Origin of the sequence: Roseateles sp. So40a, from assembly GCF_048081605.1 — a bacterium.
Classification (GTDB): Bacteria; Pseudomonadota; Gammaproteobacteria; order Burkholderiales; family Burkholderiaceae_C; genus Roseateles.
In genome coordinates this window covers 775332-794224 of sequence record NZ_CP182288.1, presented here as the reverse complement: position 1 = coordinate 794224, position 18893 = coordinate 775332, and the positions used below count along the sequence as shown (strand labels likewise).

24 protein-coding genes and 1 tRNA gene are annotated in these 18893 nt (G+C 68.2%); 6 read left to right on the top strand and 19 right to left on the bottom strand.

The window, feature by feature from the left end:
- The first annotated feature begins 130 nt into the window (after positions 1 to 130).
- A tRNA-Arg gene (locus tag ACNI65_RS03695) sits at positions 131 to 205 on the top strand.
- A gap of 6 nt (positions 206 to 211) precedes the next feature.
- Here ACNI65_RS03695 and ACNI65_RS03690 read toward each other — a convergent pair.
- Positions 212 to 562, bottom strand: coding sequence for a cupin domain-containing protein (locus ACNI65_RS03690; RefSeq protein WP_416761258.1), 351 nt, complete (start codon positions 560 to 562; stop codon positions 212 to 214).
- A gap of 334 nt (positions 563 to 896) precedes the next feature.
- Between ACNI65_RS03690 and ACNI65_RS03685 the strand changes: the two genes are divergently transcribed.
- A complete protein-coding gene (locus ACNI65_RS03685) occupies positions 897 to 2342 on the top strand; it encodes a S41 family peptidase (RefSeq protein WP_416761257.1) in 1446 nt (481 codons plus the stop codon).
- 94 nt (positions 2343 to 2436) lie between these two features.
- Here ACNI65_RS03685 and tatC read toward each other — a convergent pair whose 3' ends face one another.
- The 12 genes from tatC to argB form a co-directional block, all read right to left on the bottom strand.
- The gene (gene tatC / locus ACNI65_RS03680) at positions 2437 to 3240 is read right to left on the bottom strand and encodes a twin-arginine translocase subunit TatC (protein ID WP_416761256.1); all 804 of its coding nucleotides are present in this window, start codon (positions 3238 to 3240) and stop codon (positions 2437 to 2439) included.
- A complete protein-coding gene (tatB, locus tag ACNI65_RS03675; RefSeq protein ID WP_416761255.1) occupies positions 3237 to 3725 on the bottom strand; it encodes a Sec-independent protein translocase protein TatB in 489 nt (162 codons plus the stop codon). The genes tatC and tatB overlap by 4 nt, the downstream gene beginning before the upstream one ends.
- 11 nt (positions 3726 to 3736) lie before the next feature.
- A complete protein-coding gene (gene tatA, locus ACNI65_RS03670) occupies positions 3737 to 3964 on the bottom strand; it encodes a Sec-independent protein translocase subunit TatA (protein WP_416761254.1) in 228 nt (75 codons plus the stop codon).
- 190 nt (positions 3965 to 4154) lie between these two features.
- Positions 4155 to 4502, bottom strand: coding sequence for a histidine triad nucleotide-binding protein (locus ACNI65_RS03665; RefSeq protein WP_416761253.1), 348 nt, complete (start codon positions 4500 to 4502; stop codon positions 4155 to 4157).
- Between the two features lie 58 nt (positions 4503 to 4560).
- A complete protein-coding gene (locus tag ACNI65_RS03660) occupies positions 4561 to 4971 on the bottom strand; it encodes a DUF4870 family protein (protein ID WP_416761252.1) in 411 nt (136 codons plus the stop codon).
- A gap of 43 nt (positions 4972 to 5014) precedes the next feature.
- The gene (locus ACNI65_RS03655) at positions 5015 to 5395 is read right to left on the bottom strand and encodes a phosphoribosyl-ATP diphosphatase (protein ID WP_416763561.1); all 381 of its coding nucleotides are present in this window, start codon (positions 5393 to 5395) and stop codon (positions 5015 to 5017) included.
- Between the two features lie 62 nt (positions 5396 to 5457).
- Positions 5458 to 5850 carry a phosphoribosyl-AMP cyclohydrolase gene (hisI, locus tag ACNI65_RS03650; protein ID WP_416763560.1) on the bottom strand — a complete coding sequence of 131 codons (393 nt, stop codon included), beginning with the start codon at positions 5848 to 5850 and terminating at the stop codon, positions 5458 to 5460.
- Between the two features lie 31 nt (positions 5851 to 5881).
- Positions 5882 to 6364, bottom strand: a complete 483-nt coding sequence (locus tag ACNI65_RS03645; RefSeq protein ID WP_416761250.1) for an NUDIX domain-containing protein — start codon at positions 6362 to 6364, stop codon at positions 5882 to 5884.
- Entirely contained in the window at positions 6357 to 7307 is a 951-nt protein-coding gene (locus tag ACNI65_RS03640; protein WP_416761249.1) for an ATP-binding protein, read from the bottom strand. The genes ACNI65_RS03645 and ACNI65_RS03640 overlap by 8 nt, the downstream gene beginning before the upstream one ends.
- A gap of 99 nt (positions 7308 to 7406) precedes the next feature.
- Positions 7407 to 8039: a nucleoid occlusion factor SlmA gene (gene slmA, locus ACNI65_RS03635; RefSeq protein ID WP_416761248.1), complete on the bottom strand. Its 633-nt coding sequence runs from the start codon at positions 8037 to 8039 to the stop codon at positions 7407 to 7409.
- 92 nt (positions 8040 to 8131) lie between these two features.
- On the bottom strand, positions 8132 to 8821 hold the full coding sequence (locus ACNI65_RS03630; protein ID WP_067276757.1) for a response regulator: 690 nt from the start codon (positions 8819 to 8821) through the stop codon (positions 8132 to 8134).
- Between the two features lie 237 nt (positions 8822 to 9058).
- The gene (gene argB, locus ACNI65_RS03625) at positions 9059 to 9973 is read right to left on the bottom strand and encodes an acetylglutamate kinase (RefSeq protein ID WP_416761246.1); all 915 of its coding nucleotides are present in this window, start codon (positions 9971 to 9973) and stop codon (positions 9059 to 9061) included.
- Positions 9974 to 10069: 96 nt separating this feature from the next.
- On the opposite strand from argB, the gene ACNI65_RS03620 reads away from it, so the two are divergent.
- The 4 genes from ACNI65_RS03620 (at position 10070) to ACNI65_RS03605 (ending at position 12711) form a co-directional block, all read left to right on the top strand.
- A complete protein-coding gene (locus tag ACNI65_RS03620; protein ID WP_416761244.1) occupies positions 10070 to 10972 on the top strand; it encodes a cation diffusion facilitator family transporter in 903 nt (300 codons plus the stop codon).
- On the top strand, positions 10969 to 11406 hold the full coding sequence (dtd, locus tag ACNI65_RS03615; protein WP_416761243.1) for a D-aminoacyl-tRNA deacylase: 438 nt from the start codon (positions 10969 to 10971) through the stop codon (positions 11404 to 11406). Before ACNI65_RS03620 ends, dtd begins: the two co-directional genes overlap by 4 nt.
- 90 nt (positions 11407 to 11496) lie before the next feature.
- Complete coding sequence (locus ACNI65_RS03610; RefSeq protein WP_416761242.1) at positions 11497 to 11880, top strand: VOC family protein; 384 nt, start codon at positions 11497 to 11499, stop codon at positions 11878 to 11880.
- A 69-nt stretch (positions 11881 to 11949) separates the two neighbouring features.
- Complete coding sequence (locus ACNI65_RS03605; RefSeq protein ID WP_416761241.1) at positions 11950 to 12711, top strand: hypothetical protein; 762 nt, start codon at positions 11950 to 11952, stop codon at positions 12709 to 12711.
- A 63-nt stretch (positions 12712 to 12774) separates the two neighbouring features.
- Here ACNI65_RS03605 and ACNI65_RS03600 read toward each other — a convergent pair whose 3' ends face one another.
- The 6 genes from ACNI65_RS03600 to ACNI65_RS03575 form a co-directional block, all read right to left on the bottom strand.
- Positions 12775 to 13740, bottom strand: a complete 966-nt coding sequence (locus tag ACNI65_RS03600) for a tripartite tricarboxylate transporter substrate-binding protein (RefSeq protein ID WP_416761239.1) — start codon at positions 13738 to 13740, stop codon at positions 12775 to 12777.
- A gap of 158 nt (positions 13741 to 13898) precedes the next feature.
- Complete coding sequence (locus tag ACNI65_RS03595; RefSeq protein ID WP_416761238.1) at positions 13899 to 15197, bottom strand: phenylacetate--CoA ligase family protein; 1299 nt, start codon at positions 15195 to 15197, stop codon at positions 13899 to 13901.
- Positions 15197 to 15487, bottom strand: a complete 291-nt coding sequence (locus ACNI65_RS03590) for a hypothetical protein (RefSeq protein WP_416761236.1) — start codon at positions 15485 to 15487, stop codon at positions 15197 to 15199. The genes ACNI65_RS03595 and ACNI65_RS03590 overlap by 1 nt, the downstream gene beginning before the upstream one ends.
- Positions 15488 to 15539: 52 nt before the next feature.
- Entirely contained in the window at positions 15540 to 16346 is an 807-nt protein-coding gene (locus ACNI65_RS03585; protein ID WP_416761235.1) for an ABC transporter ATP-binding protein, read from the bottom strand.
- Between the two features lie 30 nt (positions 16347 to 16376).
- Positions 16377 to 17702 carry an ABC transporter substrate-binding protein gene (locus ACNI65_RS03580; protein WP_416763559.1) on the bottom strand — a complete coding sequence of 442 codons (1326 nt, stop codon included), beginning with the start codon at positions 17700 to 17702 and terminating at the stop codon, positions 16377 to 16379.
- A 118-nt stretch (positions 17703 to 17820) separates the two neighbouring features.
- Positions 17821 to 18885, bottom strand: a complete 1065-nt coding sequence (locus ACNI65_RS03575; protein ID WP_416761233.1) for a branched-chain amino acid ABC transporter permease — start codon at positions 18883 to 18885, stop codon at positions 17821 to 17823.
- Positions 18886 to 18893: the final 8 nt, after the last annotated feature.

Here is an 18893-nt window from a genome sequence, read left to right as displayed (position 1 = left end):
ACGGGGGGAGTGACGGGGGGAGTGACCGGGGAGTGATCGGGCGCGGCTTGGGAGTGACGGCCGTCACGTTCTTCCATGCGAGAATCCGCCGCTTTCGCGGACCGGCGCCACTGACGCCGGTTCACGCGGGCTCTCCGTAGTTCAATGGATAGAACGGCCGCCTCCTAAGCGGCAGATACAGGTTCGATTCCTGTCGGAGGGACCAACGCTTTCACGCGGCGGTCCGCTTCAGCACGATGGTCACCAGCGCGGACGCGTCCACGACGCCCGTCACGCCGTGCACCACCCCACCCTCCAGATAGCAGAGCTGCCCGGCCTTCAGGCGGTGCAGCTGCTCGGCGCCGTCGCGCTGCACGCTCAGCTCGAGTTCGCCTTCCAGGCAGTGCACGGTGATCTCGCCGTCGACCTTGTGCGGCGGCAGCGACTTGCCTTGCGGCAGCACCAGCCGCAGGACCTCCAGGCCCTGGGACTTGAACAGCGCCGAGGACGGCGTCCCGGTCAGCGCGGCACCCAGCGGCGCGACATCGATCGGCTGGGCGGGGGCGGCATGCGGCAAGGCCATGGAACTCCTCCTGATGGGCGGGCGATTGCGGCGCTTCGCTCGCGCCGCGGCTGGCGCGGATCCACCGATCATGGCACCGAGCGTGCCCGGCCGCATCCCCGCGCGGCGACGCCCCTGCCGGAAGTCACGCCTTGTGGCGCACGCCATCGCAAGCGCCTGCCCAAAGCGCCACCATTGCGCGCGACACGCGTAAATGAGGGGTAAACGGCCGTCTCACGCCGGGCCGGCTTTTTGCCCGACGCATATACTGGGAACGCCTTTGTTCCGTCCCGCGCAACAGGGACGGGCAAGCGGCGCCAAGCAGCCAGGCTGTACTGATTCAAGGTTTTTCATCATGGGCGCCAAACTGAAAGTCGCGGGCTGGGTCGCATTGGGAGCGATGGCCGGCGTGATGACCACGATGCAGCTGCAGGCCAATGCCCGCAGCACCTCCAGCCCCCTGCCGCTCGAGGAATTGCAACAGCTCGCCGCCGTCTTCGGCATCGTCAAGTCCGACTACGTCGAGCCCGTCGACGAGAAGAAGCTGATCAACGATGCCATCTCCGGCATGGTCAGCGGCCTGGATCCCCACTCCCAGTTCTTCGACAAGAAGAGCTTCAAGGAATTCCGCGAGAGCACCTCCGGCAAGTTCGTCGGTGTCGGCATCGAGATCGGCATGGAGGACGGCCTCGTCAAGATCGTCTCCCCGATCGAGGGCAGCCCGGCCTTCCGCGCCGGTCTCAAGAGCGGTGACCTGATCGCCAAGATCGACGACAGCGCGGTCCGGGGCCTGACGCTCGACCAGGCGGTCAAGAAGATGCGCGGCGAACCCGCCACCAAGGTCACGCTGTCGATCTACCGCAAGTCGGAAAGCCGCACCTTCCCCGTCACCATCACGCGCGAGGAAATCCGCGTGCAGAGCGTGCGGGCCAAGATGGTCGAACCGGGTTACGCCTGGATCCGCGTGAGCCAGTTCCAGGATCGCACCGTCGAGGACTTCAGCCAGAAGCTCGCCGAGCTCTACAAGCAGGACCCCAAGATCAAGGGCGTCGTGCTGGACCTGCGCAATGACCCGGGCGGCCTGCTCGAGGGCGCGGTCGCGATTTCCGCGGCCTTCCTGCCCAAGGGCGTCGAGGTGGTGTCGACGAACGGCCAGCTCGCCGAGTCCAAGGCCAGCTACCGCGCCGATCCCGACTTCTACGCCCGCCGCGGCTCCGGCGATCCGCTGCGCCGCCTGCCCGACGCGATCAAGAACGTGCCGATGGTGGTGCTGGTCAACGAAGGCTCGGCCTCGGCCAGCGAGATCGTCGCCGGCGCGCTGCAGGACCACAAGCGCGCCACGGTGATGGGGCTGCAGACCTTCGGCAAGGGCTCGGTGCAGACCGTGCGCCAGCTGGGCCCGGAGACCGCGGTCAAGTTGACCACCGCGCGGTATTACACGCCGAGCGGCCGCTCGATCCAGGCCAAGGGCATCATCCCGGACATCCCGCTGGACGAGACCGCCGAGGGCAACATCTTCGCGGAGCTGCGCACGCGCGAAGCCGACCTGGAGAAGCACCTGGCCAGCGCCGACGAGAAGTCGGAGGAAACGCGCTCGAAGGAACTCGAGAAGATCCGCGAGGAGCGCCGCCAGAAGCTCGAGGCCGACTACGCCAAGCGCGCCGAGCCGCCCAAGCCGCTGCCCGAATTCGGCTCCACCGAGGACTTCCCGCTGCGCCAGGCGCTGAACCAGCTGCAAGGCAAGCCGGTCGCGGTCTCCAAGGTCGCGCAGGAACGCAAGGCTGAAGCGAAGACGCAGTAATCGCCGAGCGATCGCAATGGCGATCGCAGTAGCGACCGCCCAATGAAAAATGCCCGGTGCGACGCACCGGGCATTTTTGTTTGGGGCGGGAGGATCACCCGGCCGTCGTTTCCTTGTGTTCTTCGCTGTCGGCTTCCGCATTCGGGTTGCGGCTGTAGCGGGCAAAGGCACCGGCGGCCCACAGGCCGACCTCGTAGAGCAGGCACATCGGGATGGCCAGCGCGAGTTGCGACACGATGTCCGGCGGCGTGATCACCGCCGCGATGACGAAGGCCAGCACGATGAAGTAGCCGCGGAACTGCTTGAGCTGCGGCACCGACACGATGCCCATGCGCGCCAGCACCACCACCACCACCGGGACCTCGAAGGCCGCGCCGAAGGCGATGAACATGTTCATCACGAAGCCCAGGTAGGCCTCGACGTCCGGCGTCGCGCTGATGCTCTTGGGCGCGAAGCTCTGGATGAAGGTGAACACCTTGCCGAAGACGAAGAAGTAGCAGAACGCCACGCCGCCAAAGAACAGCAGCGTGCTGGACACCACCAGCGGCATCACCAGCCGCTTCTCGTGCGAGTACAGCCCCGGCGCGACGAACGCCCAGACCTGATACAGCACGACCGGCAGGGCCAGCAGGAAGGCGGCCAGCAGCGTCACCTTCAAGGGCACGAGGAAGGGCGACAGCACATTGGTCGCGATCAACGAACCGCCCTGCGGCAGGTGCGCCACCAGCGGCTTGGCCAGCAGGTCGAACAGACCGTCCGTGCCCGGCCAGATGCACAACAGCACGAAGGCCGCCAGGATGGCCAGCAGCGCCCGTATCAACCGGTCGCGCAGCTCCATCAGGTGGGACACGAAGGGCTGTTCGGTGCCGGCCAGTTCGTCTTCTTGGGGGCTGCTCATGGGGCTCGGCGAGGGGGACGGAAGCGCGCCACGCGGGCCGCGCCGGATTGGGCATGGCGTCTGACGCCCTGCCGCTGCTTGTACCAGACCGGTGTCGCGCCGCGTTTCAGGCGCCAGTTCTTCTTCGGATGCGCATAGACCGGGACCGGTCCGGCATATCCGCCGATCAGGCCGCCCTCGGCGGTCGTGCCGTCCACCGACAGGTCCGACCAGGTCGACTGCAAGGACTGGTTGGCCGAGTCCACATGCTCCTGCACGCTGGACTGCACATCGCTGACGGCGGTCTCGAACTGGCCCTTCATCTTCTGGAGTTCCTCCAGCTCGATGGACCGGTTCACCTCCGCCTTCACGTCGGCGACGTAGCGCTGCGCCTTGCCCAGCAGCGTGCCCACCGTGCGGGCCACGCGCGGCAGACGCTCAGGACCGAGCACGACCAGCGCCACGACGCCGATCAGCGCCAGCTTGTCGAAGCCGAAATCGACCATGCGCGCCGCGCTCAGTGACGCTGCTTGGCGTCGACGTCGACGGTGTTCGGATCAGCCGCCTTGTTGGCGTTGGCCACCTGTTGCGGCGGCGTGTCGGACGTCCCGTCCTTCATGCCGTCCTTGAAGCCCTTGACCGCGGCGCCCAGGTCGCCGCCGACATTGCGCAGCTTCTTGGTGCCGAACACCGCGATCACCACCACCAGCACGATCAGCCAGTGCCAGATGCTCAAACTACCCATGACATTCTCCAGAGTCGAAGTCGAAATTCTAAGGGGCGCCCATGACAGGCAGTCTGCGGAACTGCGCCACCCCGCTCCCGCATCAACGACTCACGTCGCCGATACCAACCGATGAGCGAACACCTACCGAGGTTCACCCTTGGGAATCCGGGAGCCGCGCGGCTGACGGCGCGTCAGTTGGGGCCGTTCTTCAGCCTTTCAACCAGGGGCGCGGGCCCCCGATCGCATGCATGTGGAGGTGCATGACCTCCTGACCGCCATCCGAACCCGTGTTCACGACGGTTCTGAAGCCGTTCGTCACGCCCAGTTCCTTCATCAGCCGCGGCACCAGCACCGCCATCTTGCCCATCAGCGGCGCGTGCTCGGGCTGCAGGTCGGCCATGCTGACGATGTGCTGCTTGGGAATCAGCAGGAAGTGCACCGGCGCCCAGGGATGGATGTCGTGGAAGGCGAGGATGTCCTCGTCCTCGTAGACCTTCTTGGACGGGATCTGGCCCTGGACGATCTTGCAGAACAGGCAGTTGGGGTCGTGGCTCATGGGAACGCTCGAGAAAGCTCAGGTCGGACGGGGATCAGACGGCGGATCAGACCGGATATCAGACCGGCATGGGCCGGCGGTCGTTCATCGCCAGCCAGCCGCGCACGATGCGGTAGAGGAACCAGATCGAGATCAGGCACCAGGCGATCCAGCCGGGGATGATGAACAGGAACCACAGCGGCAGCGTCACGACGTACAGCACGCCGCACCACAGCACGCTGCGCAGCCGCCACGAGAAATGCGTGGCCTGCCAGGTGCCGGCCGCCTCGTCGCGCTTCACCAGGTCGACGATCACCGCCACGATCAGCAGCACGATGCTGGCCTGCACGCCGGGCAGCAGCGCGCCGATGGCGACGATCGCGTGCAGCACGTAGCTGATCACCCCCACCGAGCGCAGGCTGGCCTCGCGCTGCGGATCGAGGATCACGTCGGGCGACTGCGGGGTCTGCGGTTCGAAGGTCTGGGTCATGCACGCTCCTCGTTGTCTTGGGGCATCGCGGGATCGCGGAATCTCACGGGTGGCCTCGGCGGGCGAATTCCTCCAGGCCGGACAGTCCCTCGCGGCGGGCCAGTTCGGCCAGCACCTGCTCGGGCCGCAGGTCCAGCGCGGCCAGCGCCACGATCGAGTGGAACCACAGGTCGGCGACCTCGTAGACCAGCTTGTCGGGCGCGCCGTCCTTGGCGGCGATGACGACCTCGGTCGCTTCCTCGCCCACCTTCTTGAGGATCTGGTCCAGGCCCTTGGCGAAGAGCTTGGCCACGTAGCTCGTGTCGGGATCGCCCTCGGCGCGGCGCTGGGCGACGACATCGCCCAGGTGGGCGAGCACGTCGGCGGCGTGGCGGGGCGCGGGCGGCGGCGCGGTGACCGCGGGTGAAGGACTGTCGGGCGACATCGGCGTGGCCGGGATGTCCGAGGGGTCCGGGGCGGTCGGGGCGTTCGGGAGGTCCATGACGCTCAAGCCTTGTAGATCGTCGCCGGGTCCTTGAGGACCGGCTCGACCGCCGTCCACTGCCCGTCCTGCAGCTTCTGGAAGAAGCAGCTGTGGCGGCCGGTGTGGCAGGCGATGCCGGGCTCATGCCCGTGCTGGGTGATGGTGAGCAGCACCACGTCGTTGTCGCAGTCCAGGCGGATGCCGTGGACCTGCTGCACGTGGCCGGATTCCTCGCCCTTGTGCCAGAGCTTCTGGCGCGAGCGGCTCCAGTAGACGGCCTCGCCGCGCTCCGCGGTGCGGGCCAGCGCGTCGCGGTTCATCCACGCGAACATGAGGATGTCGCCCGAGCCCTGCTCCTGCGCGATGACGGGCACCAGCCCGTCGCGGTCCCACTTGATCTGTTCCAGCCAGTCCATCGCGGCAGTGTAGTCCGCGCCGCCCGGGCGCTCAGACGACATGGGTGAGCCCGACATGGAAGCGCTCCGCGGCGAACCACTGCAGCACCGGGATCGTGCCCGGCAGGACCGGCTGCACCTGCACCGGCAGGTGTTGCCAGCTCATCGCCTGGCCCTCGCGCATCTCGAAGTCGCCCGACCAGTCGTAGACCTTGCAGAAATGCAGCCGCACCTTGGCGTGCGGGTACTCCATCAGCTCGATCTTCCACGGATGGGCGCCCCCGATGGTGATGCCCAGTTCCTCGTGCAGCTCGCGGCGCAGCGCCTGCTCCACCGTCTCGCCGGCCTCGAGCTTGCCGCCCGGGAATTCCCAGTAGCCCGCATAGACCTTGCCCTCGGGGCGCGAGGTCAGCAGGAATTCGGTCTCGCGGCCGCCGGGCTCGCGGCGCACCAGCACCCCGACGGCGACATCGACCGGCACCCGGTCCGTGGCGCCCACCGGGCTGTGCGCGTTGGCTTGCTGCTGATCAGACATGGTCCAGGCCCTCCGGCGCTTCGGTGTCTCTGGCGGTCGTCCCCGCGGGCGGGGCGTCGCCGGTGCCGCGGCCCGCCAGGTCGCGGGCGAACTGATAGGCGACGCGGCCCGAGCGCGATCCCCGCTCCAGCGCCCACACGAGCGCCGGTTGCCGCGCGGCCTCGATGCGCGCGGCGTCCAGGCCGAAATGCGACAGCCACTGCGCGACGATCGCCAGGTATTCCTGCTGGCTGAAGCTGTAGAAGCTGATCCACAGCCCGAAGCGCTCGGACAGCGAGATCTTTTCCTCGACCGCCTCGCCCGGATGGACCTCGACGTTGCCGTCGCGCTCGCTGTGCGTGTAGCCCAGGTTGTCCTTCATCTGCTCGGGCAGCAGGTGCCGGCGGTTGCTGGTCGCGTAGATCAGCAGGTTGTCTGTGGCCGCGGCGACGGAGCCATCCAGCATCGACTTCAGCGCCTTGTAGCCCGCCTCGCCCTCGTCGAAGCTGAGGTCGTCGCAGAAGATCACGAAGCGCTCCGGACGGTCGGCGACCAGGTCGGCGAGATCGGGCAGGTCCACGAGGTCGGCCTTGTCGACCTCGATGAGCCGCAGGCCCTGGTCGGCGAATTCATTCAGGCAGGCCTTGATCAGCGAGCTCTTGCCGGTGCCGCGCGCGCCGGTCAGCAGCACGTTGTTGGCCGGCTGGCCGCTGACGAACTGGCGGGTGTTGCGCAGCAGGCGTTCCTTCTGCGGCTCGACTTCCTTGAGGTCGCCCAGCCGGATCGCCGACAGGTGCCGGACCGGCTCCAGCCGCGCACTCGCGCCGCGCTTGCGGTAGCGGAAGGCGACGGCGGCGCTCCAGTCGGGCGGCGTCAGGGGCTGAGGCAACACGGCCTCCAGGCGGTTCAGCAGCGCGTCGGCGCGCTGAAGCACGGCGGTCAGGGCATCAAGGGCATCGGACATGCCGTCGAGTGTAGGCGCGGCCCGCGCGGCGTCGGGGCGATCCGCGAGGCGCTGGCGGGTGCGACGCGCGCTGCGGCCCTCGCGACGCTTCGTGAATGCTCAGGCGAGCATTCGCATCGCCGCATCCAGCTGCTCGGTGGGCAGACGCTTGAAGCCCGAGCGCGCGTAGCGCTGCAGCCGGCCGATGATGAAGCTCACCAGCACCGAGGCCTGCGCCTGCGCCTCGACCGTCGGCGTCGTGGAGCCGGACGCCTCGGCGGCGGTCCGCAGGCCCTGGCGCAGCGCGGACTCGACCTTGTCGAAGAACTGGTTCATGCGCGCGACCAGGCGCTCGTTCTCGTAGACCAGCGCATCGCCGACCATCACGCGGGCCATGCCCGGATTGCGCTCGCCGAACTGCAGCAGCACCGCGACGATGCGCTGCGCCTGCGCCAGGCCGTCGGTCTCGCGCTCGGCGATCTGGTTGAGCAGCGAGAAGATGCTGGTCTCGATGAATTCGATGAGGCCCTCGAACATCTGCGCCTTGCTGGCGAAATGTCGATACAGGGCGGCTTCGCTGACTTCGAGCCGTGCGGCCAGCGCGGCGGTGGTCACGCGCTCGGCCCCGGGTTGCTCCAGCATGCTGGCCAGCGTCTGCAGGATCTGCACGCGACGCTCGCCCGGCTTGAGCCGCTTGCGCGGCAACTCCGCCTTGGCGGCGGCGTCCGGGGTGTCCGAGGGGCTGGTGTGCATGGGAGGGGCCGAAGTGTGCGGCGATTCTGGCACAGCCGGCTCACCCGCCCGACGCGGATGCCGGACGATGTACGTTCCGAGCGAAGCGTGCGTCAGTCGCGCAACCAGCCCAGGCGGCGCGCCTCGTAGATCGCCTCGACCTTGGAGCGCACCTGCAGCTTGCGGTAGGTCCGCTTCACGTAGGTCATGATCGTGTGCGGCGACACATTCATGAACTGCGCGATCTCGTCGAAGGTGAACCCCTTGGCGGCCAGGTGCAGCACGCGCGATTCCTGCTCGGACAGCGCCACGACCTGCTCATCGACCAGCGGCATCGGCGCGGAGTCGCCGAATCCGCGCGGATGGGCGCCCGCGCCCTGCGGCGCCAGGCGCAGCAGCAGCCGGCGCGCGATGACTGGCGAGATCGGGCTACCGCCCGCGCGCAGCGAGCGCAGTTGCCCCGGCAGGTCCAGCGCGAGCGAGTCCTTCAGCAGGTAGCCGGTGGCGCCGGCCTCGATGCTGGAGAGCACATGCTGCTCGTCGCCGAAGACGGAGATGACCATCACCTCGCACTCGGGCGCGACGTGGGCGGCGTGACGGATCAGCTCGATGCCGCTCCCGCCGGGCAGGTCCAGGTCGACCAGCAGCACGTCGGGACGCGTCTGGTCGAACATCTTCCGGCCTTGCTGGAGATCGGTGGCCATGCCCACCAGACGGATGTCCGGCGCCTTTTCCAGGGCATGGGCGAACGCTTCGCGGAAACGAAGCTGATCCTCGACGATCAAGACGCTGAACAGTGACATGCAATCCCTTACGGCTATGGAGCCGCTGCGGGTCGCATTCTGGGATGTCGCGTGTTTCAGCGGCAATCCCCAGCTTGCAGTGGTATGACCTTCGACCATCTCCGCGGCACCGAACCCGCCCAAGGCAAACCGCGCTCCCGCCCCTGGGGGACGGGCCTCACCCCCGAAAGCGCGAGCCCCCTCACTTGGAGGGGGCTCGCACGGGGGGAGGTCATCCACCGAAGGGATGGGCGCCGCTCAATGCGAGCGGATCATCGTGCCGTAGGCCTTCTCGGAGAGCAGCTCCAGCAGCATCGCGTGGGGCACGCGGCCGTCGATGATGTGGACCGCGTTGACGCCGCTCTTGGCCGCATCGATGGCGCCGGCGATCTTGGGGATCATGCCGCCGCTGATGGTGCCGTCGGCGACCAGCTCGTCGATGCGACGGGGCGTCAGGTCGGTGATCAGGTCGCCCTGCTTGTCGAGCACGCCACGGATGTTGGTCAGCATCAGCAGCTTCTCGGCCTGCAGCACCGTCGCGAGCTTGGCGGCGACGACGTCGGCGTTGATGTTGTAGCTCTCGTTGCTCTCGCCGAAGCCGATGGGGCTGATCACCGGGATGAACTGGTCGTCCTGGAGCGCCTTCACGACGCTGGGGTCGATGCTGACGATGTCGCCCACCTGGCCGATGTCGTGCTCCTTGGCCGGGTCGTCCTTGTCGGTGATGCGCAGTTGCTTGGCGCGGATCATGCCGCCGTCGCGGCCGGTCAGGCCGACGGCCTTGCCGCCCGCGGCGTTGATCAGGCCCACGATGTCCTGCTGCACCTCGCCGGCGAGCACCCATTCGACGACGCTCATCGTCTCGGCGTCGGTGACGCGCATGCCCTGGATGAAGTGGCCCTTCTTGCCGAGCTTGTTGAGCGCGTCCTCGATCTGCGGGCCGCCGCCGTGGACGACGACCGGATTCAGGCCGACGAGCTTGAGCAGCACCACGTCCTCGGCGAAGTCCTGCTGCAGGGCGGGATCGGTCATCGCGTTGCCGCCGTACTTGATGACGATGGTCTTGCCGTGGTACTTGCGGATGTAGGGCAGCGCCTGGGACAGCAGCTCCGCCTTGTCGCGCGGCGGGATGTGGCTCAGATCGGCGTCGTGGACGGGCGGGGTGGTGCTCATGGGCTGTCCGGGGCTGAAGAAGGACGAGGGGGACACGCGCCGCGCAGGGCGCGCAAGTCGAACGGCGCGAATTGTAGGACCGGCAAAATCCACGCCATGCAAGTGCAGCAATATCTGAAACTGTCGGTGATCGTGGCCGTGCTGACCATCGCCCTGAAGACGGCCGCCTGGTGGTGGACCGGGTCGGTGGGCCTGCTGTCGGACGCGCTCGAATCGGGGGTCAACCTGGCGGGGGCCCTCTTCGGGCTGGCGATGGTGACCATCGCCCGGCGGCCGCCTGACGAGGATCACCCCTTCGGCCACCACAAGGCCGAGTACTTCTCCAGCGCCTTCGAGGGCGCGCTGATCCTGATCGCCGCGCTGGGCATCGCCTGGGCGGCCATCGACCGTTTCCGCGCGCCGCAGCCGCTGGAGCAACTGGGCGTGGGCCTGGTGCTCTCGCTGGTGAGCACCGCCATCAACGGGGTGCTCGCCTGGAAGATGCTGGCGGCGGCCCGGCGCCATCGCTCGATCGCGCTGGAGGCCGACGCGCGCCACCTGTTCACCGACGTGTGGACCTCGGTCGGCGTGGTGGCCGGGCTGATCGGCGTGATGGTCACGGGCTGGACCTGGCTGGACCCGCTGCTGGCGATCCTGGTGGCGCTGAACATCCTGCGCGAGGCCGTGCACCTGATGTGGCGCTCGACGGGCGGGCTGATGGACATGGCGCTGGATCCGGAGGACCAACAGGCGATCTCCGCGGTGCTGCACGGTTTCGAGTCGCCCGAGCTGCGTTTCGATCACGTCGCCACGCGGGTGGCGGGACAACGGCGTTACGTCGACTTCCACTTGCATGTGCCCGCGCGATGGACGCTGGGCGAGGCCGCGAAGCTGCGCGGCGACGTCGAGCAGGCGCTGATGCGCGCCCTGCCCGGCATTCGCGCGAGCATCCAGTTGTTGCCGGTGAATGTCGAGACACGCTTCGAGCAGCAGGCCGCTAAGGAAGGAGCGCCGCAATGATCGCGTTGCTGCAACGGGTGAAGGAAGCGCGCGTGGAGGTCGGCGAGCGCTGCACGGGCCGGATCGGCCAGGGCCTGCTGCTGCTGATCTGTGCGGAGCCGCAGGACAACGAGGCGGTGGCGGACAAGCTGCTGCAGAAGATCCTGAAGCTGCGGATCTTCAGCGACGAGGCCGGCAAGATGAACCGCAGCGTGCAGGACGTCGGCGGCGGGCTGCTGATCGTCTCGCAGTTCACGCTGGCCGCGGACGTCTCGGGCGGCAACCGGCCGAGCTTCACCGGCGCGGCGCCGGCGGAGCCTGGACGGCGGCTCTACGACTACGTCGTGCGTCAGGCCCGCGCGTCGCACCCGATCGTCGAGACCGGCGAATTCGGCGCGGACATGCAGGTCCACCTGATCAACGACGGGCCGGTGACGATTCCGATGCGGATGTGAGCCGTCGATCCCCCCGCCTACCAGCCAGCCAGCCATCAGAACTGACGAGAATGCGGCGTCAGACCGACAAGACAAAGTGAGGACATTCCCATGATCAGCTACGTCACCCTGGGCAGCAACGACCGCCGCGCGGCCAAGGCCTTCTATGACGCGGTGCTCGCGCCGCTCAACCTGAAGCCGGGTTACGCGGACGACGAGATGGTCGGCTACGGGCCCGAGGGCGGTCAGACGCAGCTGTGGGTGGTGCAGCCCTTCAACGGGCTGGACGCGACGGTGGGCAATGGATCGATGCTGGCGCTGGCGGCGTCCACGCGCGCCCAGGTCGACGCCGTGCACGCGGCGGCGCTGGCCGGCGGCGGCCGCGACGAGGGCAAGCCCGGTCCGCGCGAGATGTACGGACCGAACTTCTACGCCGCGTATTTCCGCGACCCCGAGGGCAACAAGCTCGCGGTGGTGTGCCGATCCCCGGCGTGACGGTACCGGGGCAGCACGCCCGAATGCCGGCGTCATCCACTGAGGGCCCCCGTTTCACCGGAGGTCCCCATGGATCGTCTGCCCCGCCCCGCCCATTGCCCACCTCGCCCCGTTGATGCGGGATCGCTGTCGACGCCGCAGGGCGACCACGCCGCACCGATACCGGGCCAACGCCCACCGGCCGCCCAACGCCGCCTCGAGGACGACGTCGCCCGCTTCAAAGATGCTCTGCGCGCACCGACAGCGGACCCCGGTCGGCTCTACCGCCAGATCGAGGACAGTCACGAACTGCTGCAGCGCGCGACAAGCCACTGCAGCTTCCACGATCAGGAACTCGTGTGCCAACGGGCCGACGCGCTGCTCGCGCTGGCCAGGGACCTGGCCAGGCGCGGCCTGACGCCGGACAGCGCCGAGCCCCGACCGCCGCTTGCCTGGTTGCGCGGCTGGCAGGCGGAAATGCGCTCGCTGCTGGACATGGCTGTCGAGGAAGGCGCGCGCGGCCTGGTATCGCCGCCCGCCTGGAATGCAGACGCGTTCTGGTCCGGTCCCACGCCGGACGAGGGCAACTTCGTCGCGCTGTTGCGCCTGCGCCGCCAGGTCCTCGCACAACTCGACCGCGCCTGCCTGCGCAATCCGCCACACCATCAGGGCATTCCGGAACTGCGCGAGATCCGGGACCTCCTGGCCGACTGCGACGAGGGCGATGTCCACCACCCGGAGGGTCTGCAGAAGCTTCGGAGCGTGCTCGCCGGGATGCAGGCCGCGCACGACCTCGTCACGGTCGGGGACAGGCTGGCGCGCCAGTCGATGAACCTCGCTCGTCCGCAGTGACAACGCCCGCTGAATGACCTGCACCCCGATCCTTCGATCAGCGATCAGCGCTTCAAGTGGCGATCAATCGGCGTACTGACCGGCCGCCTTGATGACCGGCGTCCACTTGTTGATCTCGGACTCGACGAACTTCTTGTGCTCGGCCGGGTTCACGCGGTTGTCGGTGACGATCACCGCACCCAGCGCCTCTTCACGCTTGTGGAACTCGGCATCCTTGAGCGCCGCCTTCAGCGCCGTGTTGATCTTCTCCAGCACCGCCTTCGGCGTGCCCTTGGGCGCGTACATGCCGTGCCAGATCGTCACGTTGAAGCCCTTCATGCCGGACTCGTCCAGCGTGGGCAGCTTGGCCAGCGAACCGCCCAGGCGCTTGGGCGTCGACACCGCGAAGGCCTTGACCTTGCCGCCGTCGATCTGCGTCGTGGTGTTGGTCGTCTGGTCGCACATGATGTCGACCTGACCGCCGATCAGGTCGGTCATCGCCGGGCCCGTGCCCTTGTACGGAACCGTCGTCATGTCGATCTTGATCGTGCTCATGTAGAGCAGGCCGCACAGGTGCGACGCCGATCCCAGACCCGCGTTGGCCAGGTTGATCTTGCCCTTGTTGGCGTTGAGCCACTTCACCAGGTCGGCGTAGTTGGCCGCCGGCAGGCTCGGACGCGAGATCAGCGTCATCGGCACTTCGTTGATCAGGCCCAGGTACTCGAAGTCGTCCAGCGTCTTGTATTGCAGGTTGCGATACAGGGCCGGCGAGGTCGACATGCCGATGTGGTGCAGCAGCAGCGTGTAGCCGTCCGGCGCGGCCTTGGACACCTTCGTCGCGCCCAGCGTGCCGCCGGCACCGCCGACGTTCTCGATGACGATGGTGGCGTTCAGCGGCTTGCGCAGCGCCTCGGCCAGATCGCGCGCGACCTTGTCGGTCGGGCCGCCGGCGGCGAACGGAACGACGATGGTCACCGGCTTGTCGGGATATTCGGCCCAGGCGGCGCCGACGCTCAGCGCCGCGACACAGGCGAGCAAGGTCTTCTTCATGGTGTCTCTTCCTCGATGGAGGTGTGGGTGATGGCGCGGATGCTAGGTCGGCGCCTTTCCCCGCGACCTACGGAAACTACGTAAGCCGGGTTCCCCCCAAGGGATGACAGCGGTCCCATCCCCCGCCTCCCCCACCGGAACGCCCCCATGGAGGGAATTCAGTCGTACTTCCGCAGGTCCTCGATGACTTTTCCGTCGTTGGGCAGGCTGCCCGCCGCGACGAACGCGACCTCCCCGCGCAGCTTGGTCACGTCGCGCAGCGCCGCAGCCACGCGCTCGGCCAGGCCTTCCGGCACCGGGCCGGCCGCCTCGGCGATCTCCACCCGCAGCGTCATGCGGTCCTGCGCCATCTCGCCCTCGACGACCAGCCGGCCACGGCCCGCTTCGGGGAATCGCCGAAGCACCTCGGCCACCTGGCTCGCGTGCACGAACATGCCCCGCACCTTGGCGCTCTGGTCCGCGCGGCCCATCCAGCCCTTGATGCGCACATTGGTCCGGCCGGTCGGACAGGTGCCCGGCAGCACCGCCGACAGGTCCCCGGTCCCGAAGCGGATCAGCGGGTAGTCCGGATTGAGCGTGGTGACCACGACCTCGCCGACCTCGCCCGGCGCGACCGGATCACCGGTACCGGGGCGCACGATCTCCAGGATCACGCCCTCGTCGACGACCAGGCCCTCGCGCGCGGCCGTCTCATAGGCGATCAGCCCCAGGTCCGCGGTCGCGTAGCACTGGAAGCCGGCCACGCCGCGCGCACCGCACCAGTCGCGCAGCGCGGCCGGGAAGGCCTCGCCGCTGACCAGCGCCTTGCGCACCGACAGCGGCTGGCCCTGCTCCGCGGCCTTGTCCAGCAGGATCTTCAGGAAGCTCGGCGTGCCGACATAGGCCTGCGGACGCAGCTCGGCCATCGCCTGCAGTTGCAGCTCGGTGTTGCCGACGCCGCCGGCGAAGACGGTGCAGCCCAGCGCCTCCGCGCCGCCTTCCATCATGGCGCCGGCCGGGGTGAGGTGATAGCTGAAGGAGTTGTGGACGAGGTCCCCGGCGCGCAGTCCCGCGGCATGCAGCGCGCGGCCGACGCGCCAGTAATCGCGGCCCAGGCCCTCGGGCTCGTAGATCGTGCCGGGCGACTGGAACACGCGGCGCGCGCCGCTGTCGCGCCGCAACCCGCGCCACCCGATCGTCGAGAAGCCGCCGAAGGGCTCGAAGACCGCGCGGCTCGTGTCGGCGCGCACCGCCTGCTGGCGCGCCAGCAGATCGGACTTGCGCGTGACCGGCAGCCGGGCCAGCGCGGCGCGCGTGCGGACGTGATCGGGTTCGACCTCGGCGAGCTGCTCGCCGAAGGCCTCGGTGTTGGCCAGCGCGTTGGCGATCTGGTGCGGCAGCGCGGCCATCAGCGCCGCCTCGCGGACCGCGGGATCGCGAGCCTCGAGCGGGTCATAGAAGTCGGAAGCGGCGCTCATCACTCGTCCGCCCACTGCGCCAGACGGCGCTTCACGTCGTCCTGCAGCTTGCGCACGTCCGCCGCGTTGCGGCACACGCGCGTCTCCCAGTCGGGGCTGCGCAGCGGCTTCTTCGCCAGCTTCGCGGTGATCGCGCCGTCAGCGGCGGCGAGCTGCAGCACCTCGTTGCCCTCGTAGCTCCAGCCCGTGCCGCGCTCGGTGAGCTGACGCAGGTCGCGCAGCGAGCGCCGCAACTGCACGAGCGCCTCCTCCGCCTTGAACGGCGGCGGCGCGAAGAAGTCGTTGTCCATGAACTGCTCTCCCTTCAATCTCCTGGATGCCGCATCCGTCGGCCGGCACGGCTCAGGCCAGCCAGCGCTTGCGACGCTTGTAGCTCTTGACGTCGCGGAAGCTCTTGCGATCGGTGCCGCCCATGCCGAGGTAGAACTCGCGCACGTCCTCGTTGTCGCGCAGCGCCTTGGCCTCGCCGTCCATCACCACGCGGCCGTTCTCGAGGATGTAGCCGTAATCGGCGTAGCGCAGCGCCATGCTGGTGTTCTGCTCGGCGAGCAGGAAGGTGGTGCGCTCCTTCTGGTTGAGGTCGCGCACGATCTCGAAGACCTCCTCGACGATCTGCGGCGCCAGGCCCATCGAGGGCTCGTCCAGCAGCACCATCTTCGGATTGGCCATCAGCGCGCGGCCGATGGCGCACATCTGCTGCTCGCCGCCGGAGGTGTAGGCGGCCTGCGAGGTCCGCCGCGTCTTGAGCCGCGGGAAGTAGGCGTAGACCTTCTCCAGCGTCTCGGCGACGGCGGCCTTGCCGTCCTTGCGCGTGTAGGCGCCGGTGAGCAGGTTTTCCTCGATGGTCAGGTGGGCGAAGCAATGCCGGCCCTCCATGACCTGGATGACGCCGCGATCGACCATGGCGGAGGTGGACAGGCGCTCGATGCGCTCGCCGCGCAGCTCGATCGAGCCCTTGGTCACCTCGCCGCGCTCGCCCGCGAGCAGGTTGCTGACGGCGCGCAGCGTCGTCGTCTTGCCCGCGCCATTGCCCCCGAGCAGCGCGACGATGCGCCCCTCGGGCACTTGCATCGAGACGCCCTTGAGCACGAGGATCACGTGGTTGTAGATCACCTCGATGCCGCTGACGTTGAGGAGGATGTCGGACATGGCGCGGGTTCCTTGCAGGTCAGGACGGGCTCAGCTCTGGCAATCGGCGGGCGTGCGCCGCGTCACCTTCTTGTCGTTGGCGTACTTGTCCGCGGCCGCCTTGACCATCGGCTTGATGATCTGCTCATCGGCCTGCAGCCAGTCCGACGAGAAGTTCCACTTGCTGCCGTCCCAGGTGTGCACGCGGGCCCAGGTGGAGCCCATGTGGTCCTGGCAGGACGTGGAGATCGGACGGATCAGGTTGCCCAGACCCAGGGCGTCGAGCCGCTTCTGGTCGATGGCCAGGTTCTCCAGGCCCCAGCGGACCTGCTCGCCCGTCATCACCTTGCCCTTGCCGAAACGCTCCTGCGCGCGGCGGATGGCCTCGACGCTGAGCATCGAGATGATCATCCCGCGCGTGTAGAGCACCGAGCCCACCTCGTCCTTCGGACCGCTGCCCTGGCCCTTCTCATGCACGTACTTCAGGATGTCCTGCATGACCCGGGCCTGCTGGCCCGAGCCGTTGAGCGCCAGCGCGTTGTAGCCCTTGGCGCCCTCGCCCACGTCCTTGACGTCCGGCTCCGCGCCGGCCCACCACACGCCGTACATCTTCTCGCGCGGATAACCGGTCGCCTGCGCCTCCTTGAGCGCCGTCGAGTTCATCACGCCCCAGCCCCACAGCAGCACGTAATCGGGCCGCTGCTGGCGCACCTGCAGCCAGGCGGACTTCTGCTCCACGCCGGGCGCGGTGACCGGGATCTTCACCAGCTCGAAACCGTGCATCTTCTGGCGCTCGTCGAGCAGCGGGATGGGCTCCTTGCCGAAGGGCGAGTCGTGATAGACCAGCGCGATCTTCTTGCCTTTCAACTTGTCGAAGCCGCCCTCCTTCTTGGCCAGGTGCTGGATCAGCATGTCCGCGGCGGTCCAGTAGCTGCCCATCATCGGAAAATTCCACTTGAACACGTTGCCGTCCTGCGAGGCCGACAGCCCGTAGCCCAGCGTCACCAGCGGGATCTTGTCGGTGGGCACCTTGTCGGTCAGCGCGAAGGTGATGCCGGTGGCCTGCGGGTCGAAGAGCGACGCGCCCTTGCCCTTGAGCCGCTCGTAGCACTCCACGCCCTTGTCGGTGGCATAGCCGGTCTCGCATTCCTCGAAGGTGATCTTCACGCCGTTGATGCCGCCGTCGCGCGCGTTGATCAGCTTGAGGTAGTCCTGCTTGCCGTTGGCCCACGGCGTGCCGTTGGGCGCGTAGGGGCCGGTGCGGTAGACCAGCAGCGGGATGAACTGCTCCTTGGCCTGCGCCAGCGCGGCACCCGCGCCGCCCAGCAGGCCGGCCGCCGCGGTGGCCAGCAGCAACGCGGCCCGGGCCGCCTTCATCGAGGTCGTGATCGGCTTCATCGGTCTGTCTCCTGTGGGCGCTCGTGGCGCCCTTGTTGAATGTGTGTAGGAACCGGAAGGACTGCGGGACAAGAGGGACTGCGGAATCAATGCGGAATCAATGCGGGAAGGGCCACAGGCGGAGCTTCTCCTTGGCGATCTGCCAGAGCCGCGCGAGGCCGTGCGGCTCGACGATCAGGAAGAACACGATCAGCGCGCCGAAGATCATGTAGGTCAGGTGCGAGGCCAGCGCCGTGTCGATCGGGATGCCGAACCAGTAGGGCAGGTTGTCCAGCACGATGGGCAGAACGACGAGGAAGGCCGCGCCGAAGAACGCGCCGGCGATCGAGCCCAGCCCGCCGATGATCACCATGAACAGCAGCTGGAAGCTGCGGTCGATCGAGAACGCCGCGGGCTCCCACGAGCCCAGGTGCACGAAGGCCCACAACGCGCCGGCCACGCCGACGATGAAGCTGCTCACCGCGAAGGCGCTCAGCTTGGCCGCCATCGGCCGGATGCCGATCACCGCGGCGGCGACGTCCATGTCGCGCATCGCCATCCAGCTGCGGCCGATGTGTCCGCGCACCAGGTTCTTGGCGATCAGCCCGAACACCAGCACGAAGCCCAGGCAGAACAGGTACTTCTGCACCGGCGTCTCGATCGGCATCCCCAGGACCGACAGCCCCGACACGCCCACCGAGCCCGAGGCCGAATCGTTCGTCAGCCACTTGATGCGCAGGAAAGCCCAGTCGCAGAAGAATTGCGCCGCCAGCGTCGCCACGGCGAGGTACAGCCCGCGGATGCGCAGCGACGGGATGCCGAAGAGCACGCCCACCACCGTCGCGCACAGGCCGCCCAGCAGGATGGCCACGACGACCGGCATGCCGTCCACGCGCACCAGGAAGTTGAACGCCGCGTAGGCCCCCACCGCCATGAAGCCGCCCGTTCCCAGCGAGATCTGCCCGCAGTAGCCCACCAGGATGTTCAGCCCCAGCGCCGCGAGCGCCAGGATCAGGAAGGGGATCAGGATGGCGCGCAGCAGGTATTCGCTGGCCAGCCCCGGCACCACGATGACTGCCAGCGCCAGCAGCGCGAGCATCGCGACGCGGTCCTGCGCGATCGGGAAGATCTGCTGGTCCGCGCCGTAGCTCGTCTTGAACTGGCCGTTCTCGCGATAGAGCATGTTGTTCT

What these genes read in the sequence shown, in the direction of transcription:
- ACNI65_RS03685 (WP_416761257.1), top strand. Translation starts at nt 897, where the DNA reads ATGGGCGCCAAACTGAAAGTCGCGGGCTGGGTCGCATTGGGAGCGATG.
- argB (WP_416761246.1), bottom strand. Translation starts at nt 9,973, where the DNA reads ATGAGCACCACCCCGCCCGTCCACGACGCCGATCTGAGCCACATCCCG.
- tatB (WP_416761255.1), bottom strand. Translation starts at nt 3,725, where the DNA reads ATGGTCGATTTCGGCTTCGACAAGCTGGCGCTGATCGGCGTCGTGGCG.
- ACNI65_RS03660 (WP_416761252.1), bottom strand. Translation starts at nt 4,971, where the DNA reads ATGACCCAGACCTTCGAACCGCAGACCCCGCAGTCGCCCGACGTGATC.
- ACNI65_RS03585 (WP_416761235.1), bottom strand. Translation starts at nt 16,346, where the DNA reads ATGTCCGACATCCTCCTCAACGTCAGCGGCATCGAGGTGATCTACAAC.
- ACNI65_RS03580 (WP_416763559.1), bottom strand. Translation starts at nt 17,702, where the DNA reads ATGAAGGCGGCCCGGGCCGCGTTGCTGCTGGCCACCGCGGCGGCCGGC.
- hisI (WP_416763560.1), bottom strand. Translation starts at nt 5,850, where the DNA reads ATGGACTGGCTGGAACAGATCAAGTGGGACCGCGACGGGCTGGTGCCC.
- ACNI65_RS03610 (WP_416761242.1), top strand. Translation starts at nt 11,497, where the DNA reads ATGATCAGCTACGTCACCCTGGGCAGCAACGACCGCCGCGCGGCCAAG.
- tatA (WP_416761254.1), bottom strand. Translation starts at nt 3,964, where the DNA reads ATGGGTAGTTTGAGCATCTGGCACTGGCTGATCGTGCTGGTGGTGGTG.
- ACNI65_RS03605 (WP_416761241.1), top strand. Translation starts at nt 11,950, where the DNA reads ATGGATCGTCTGCCCCGCCCCGCCCATTGCCCACCTCGCCCCGTTGAT.
- ACNI65_RS03665 (WP_416761253.1), bottom strand. Translation starts at nt 4,502, where the DNA reads ATGAGCCACGACCCCAACTGCCTGTTCTGCAAGATCGTCCAGGGCCAG.
- ACNI65_RS03590 (WP_416761236.1), bottom strand. Translation starts at nt 15,487, where the DNA reads ATGGACAACGACTTCTTCGCGCCGCCGCCGTTCAAGGCGGAGGAGGCG.
- ACNI65_RS03655 (WP_416763561.1), bottom strand. Translation starts at nt 5,395, where the DNA reads ATGTCGCCCGACAGTCCTTCACCCGCGGTCACCGCGCCGCCGCCCGCG.
- ACNI65_RS03575 (WP_416761233.1), bottom strand. Translation starts at nt 18,885, where the DNA reads ATGCTCTATCGCGAGAACGGCCAGTTCAAGACGAGCTACGGCGCGGAC.
- slmA (WP_416761248.1), bottom strand. Translation starts at nt 8,039, where the DNA reads ATGCACACCAGCCCCTCGGACACCCCGGACGCCGCCGCCAAGGCGGAG.
- dtd (WP_416761243.1), top strand. Translation starts at nt 10,969, where the DNA reads ATGATCGCGTTGCTGCAACGGGTGAAGGAAGCGCGCGTGGAGGTCGGC.
- tatC (WP_416761256.1), bottom strand. Translation starts at nt 3,240, where the DNA reads ATGAGCAGCCCCCAAGAAGACGAACTGGCCGGCACCGAACAGCCCTTC.
- ACNI65_RS03600 (WP_416761239.1), bottom strand. Translation starts at nt 13,740, where the DNA reads ATGAAGAAGACCTTGCTCGCCTGTGTCGCGGCGCTGAGCGTCGGCGCC.
- ACNI65_RS03640 (WP_416761249.1), bottom strand. Translation starts at nt 7,307, where the DNA reads ATGTCCGATGCCCTTGATGCCCTGACCGCCGTGCTTCAGCGCGCCGAC.
- ACNI65_RS03620 (WP_416761244.1), top strand. Translation starts at nt 10,070, where the DNA reads ATGCAAGTGCAGCAATATCTGAAACTGTCGGTGATCGTGGCCGTGCTG.
- ACNI65_RS03595 (WP_416761238.1), bottom strand. Translation starts at nt 15,197, where the DNA reads ATGAGCGCCGCTTCCGACTTCTATGACCCGCTCGAGGCTCGCGATCCC.
- ACNI65_RS03630 (WP_067276757.1), bottom strand. Translation starts at nt 8,821, where the DNA reads ATGTCACTGTTCAGCGTCTTGATCGTCGAGGATCAGCTTCGTTTCCGC.
- ACNI65_RS03690 (WP_416761258.1), bottom strand. Translation starts at nt 562, where the DNA reads ATGGCCTTGCCGCATGCCGCCCCCGCCCAGCCGATCGATGTCGCGCCG.
- ACNI65_RS03645 (WP_416761250.1), bottom strand. Translation starts at nt 6,364, where the DNA reads ATGTCTGATCAGCAGCAAGCCAACGCGCACAGCCCGGTGGGCGCCACG.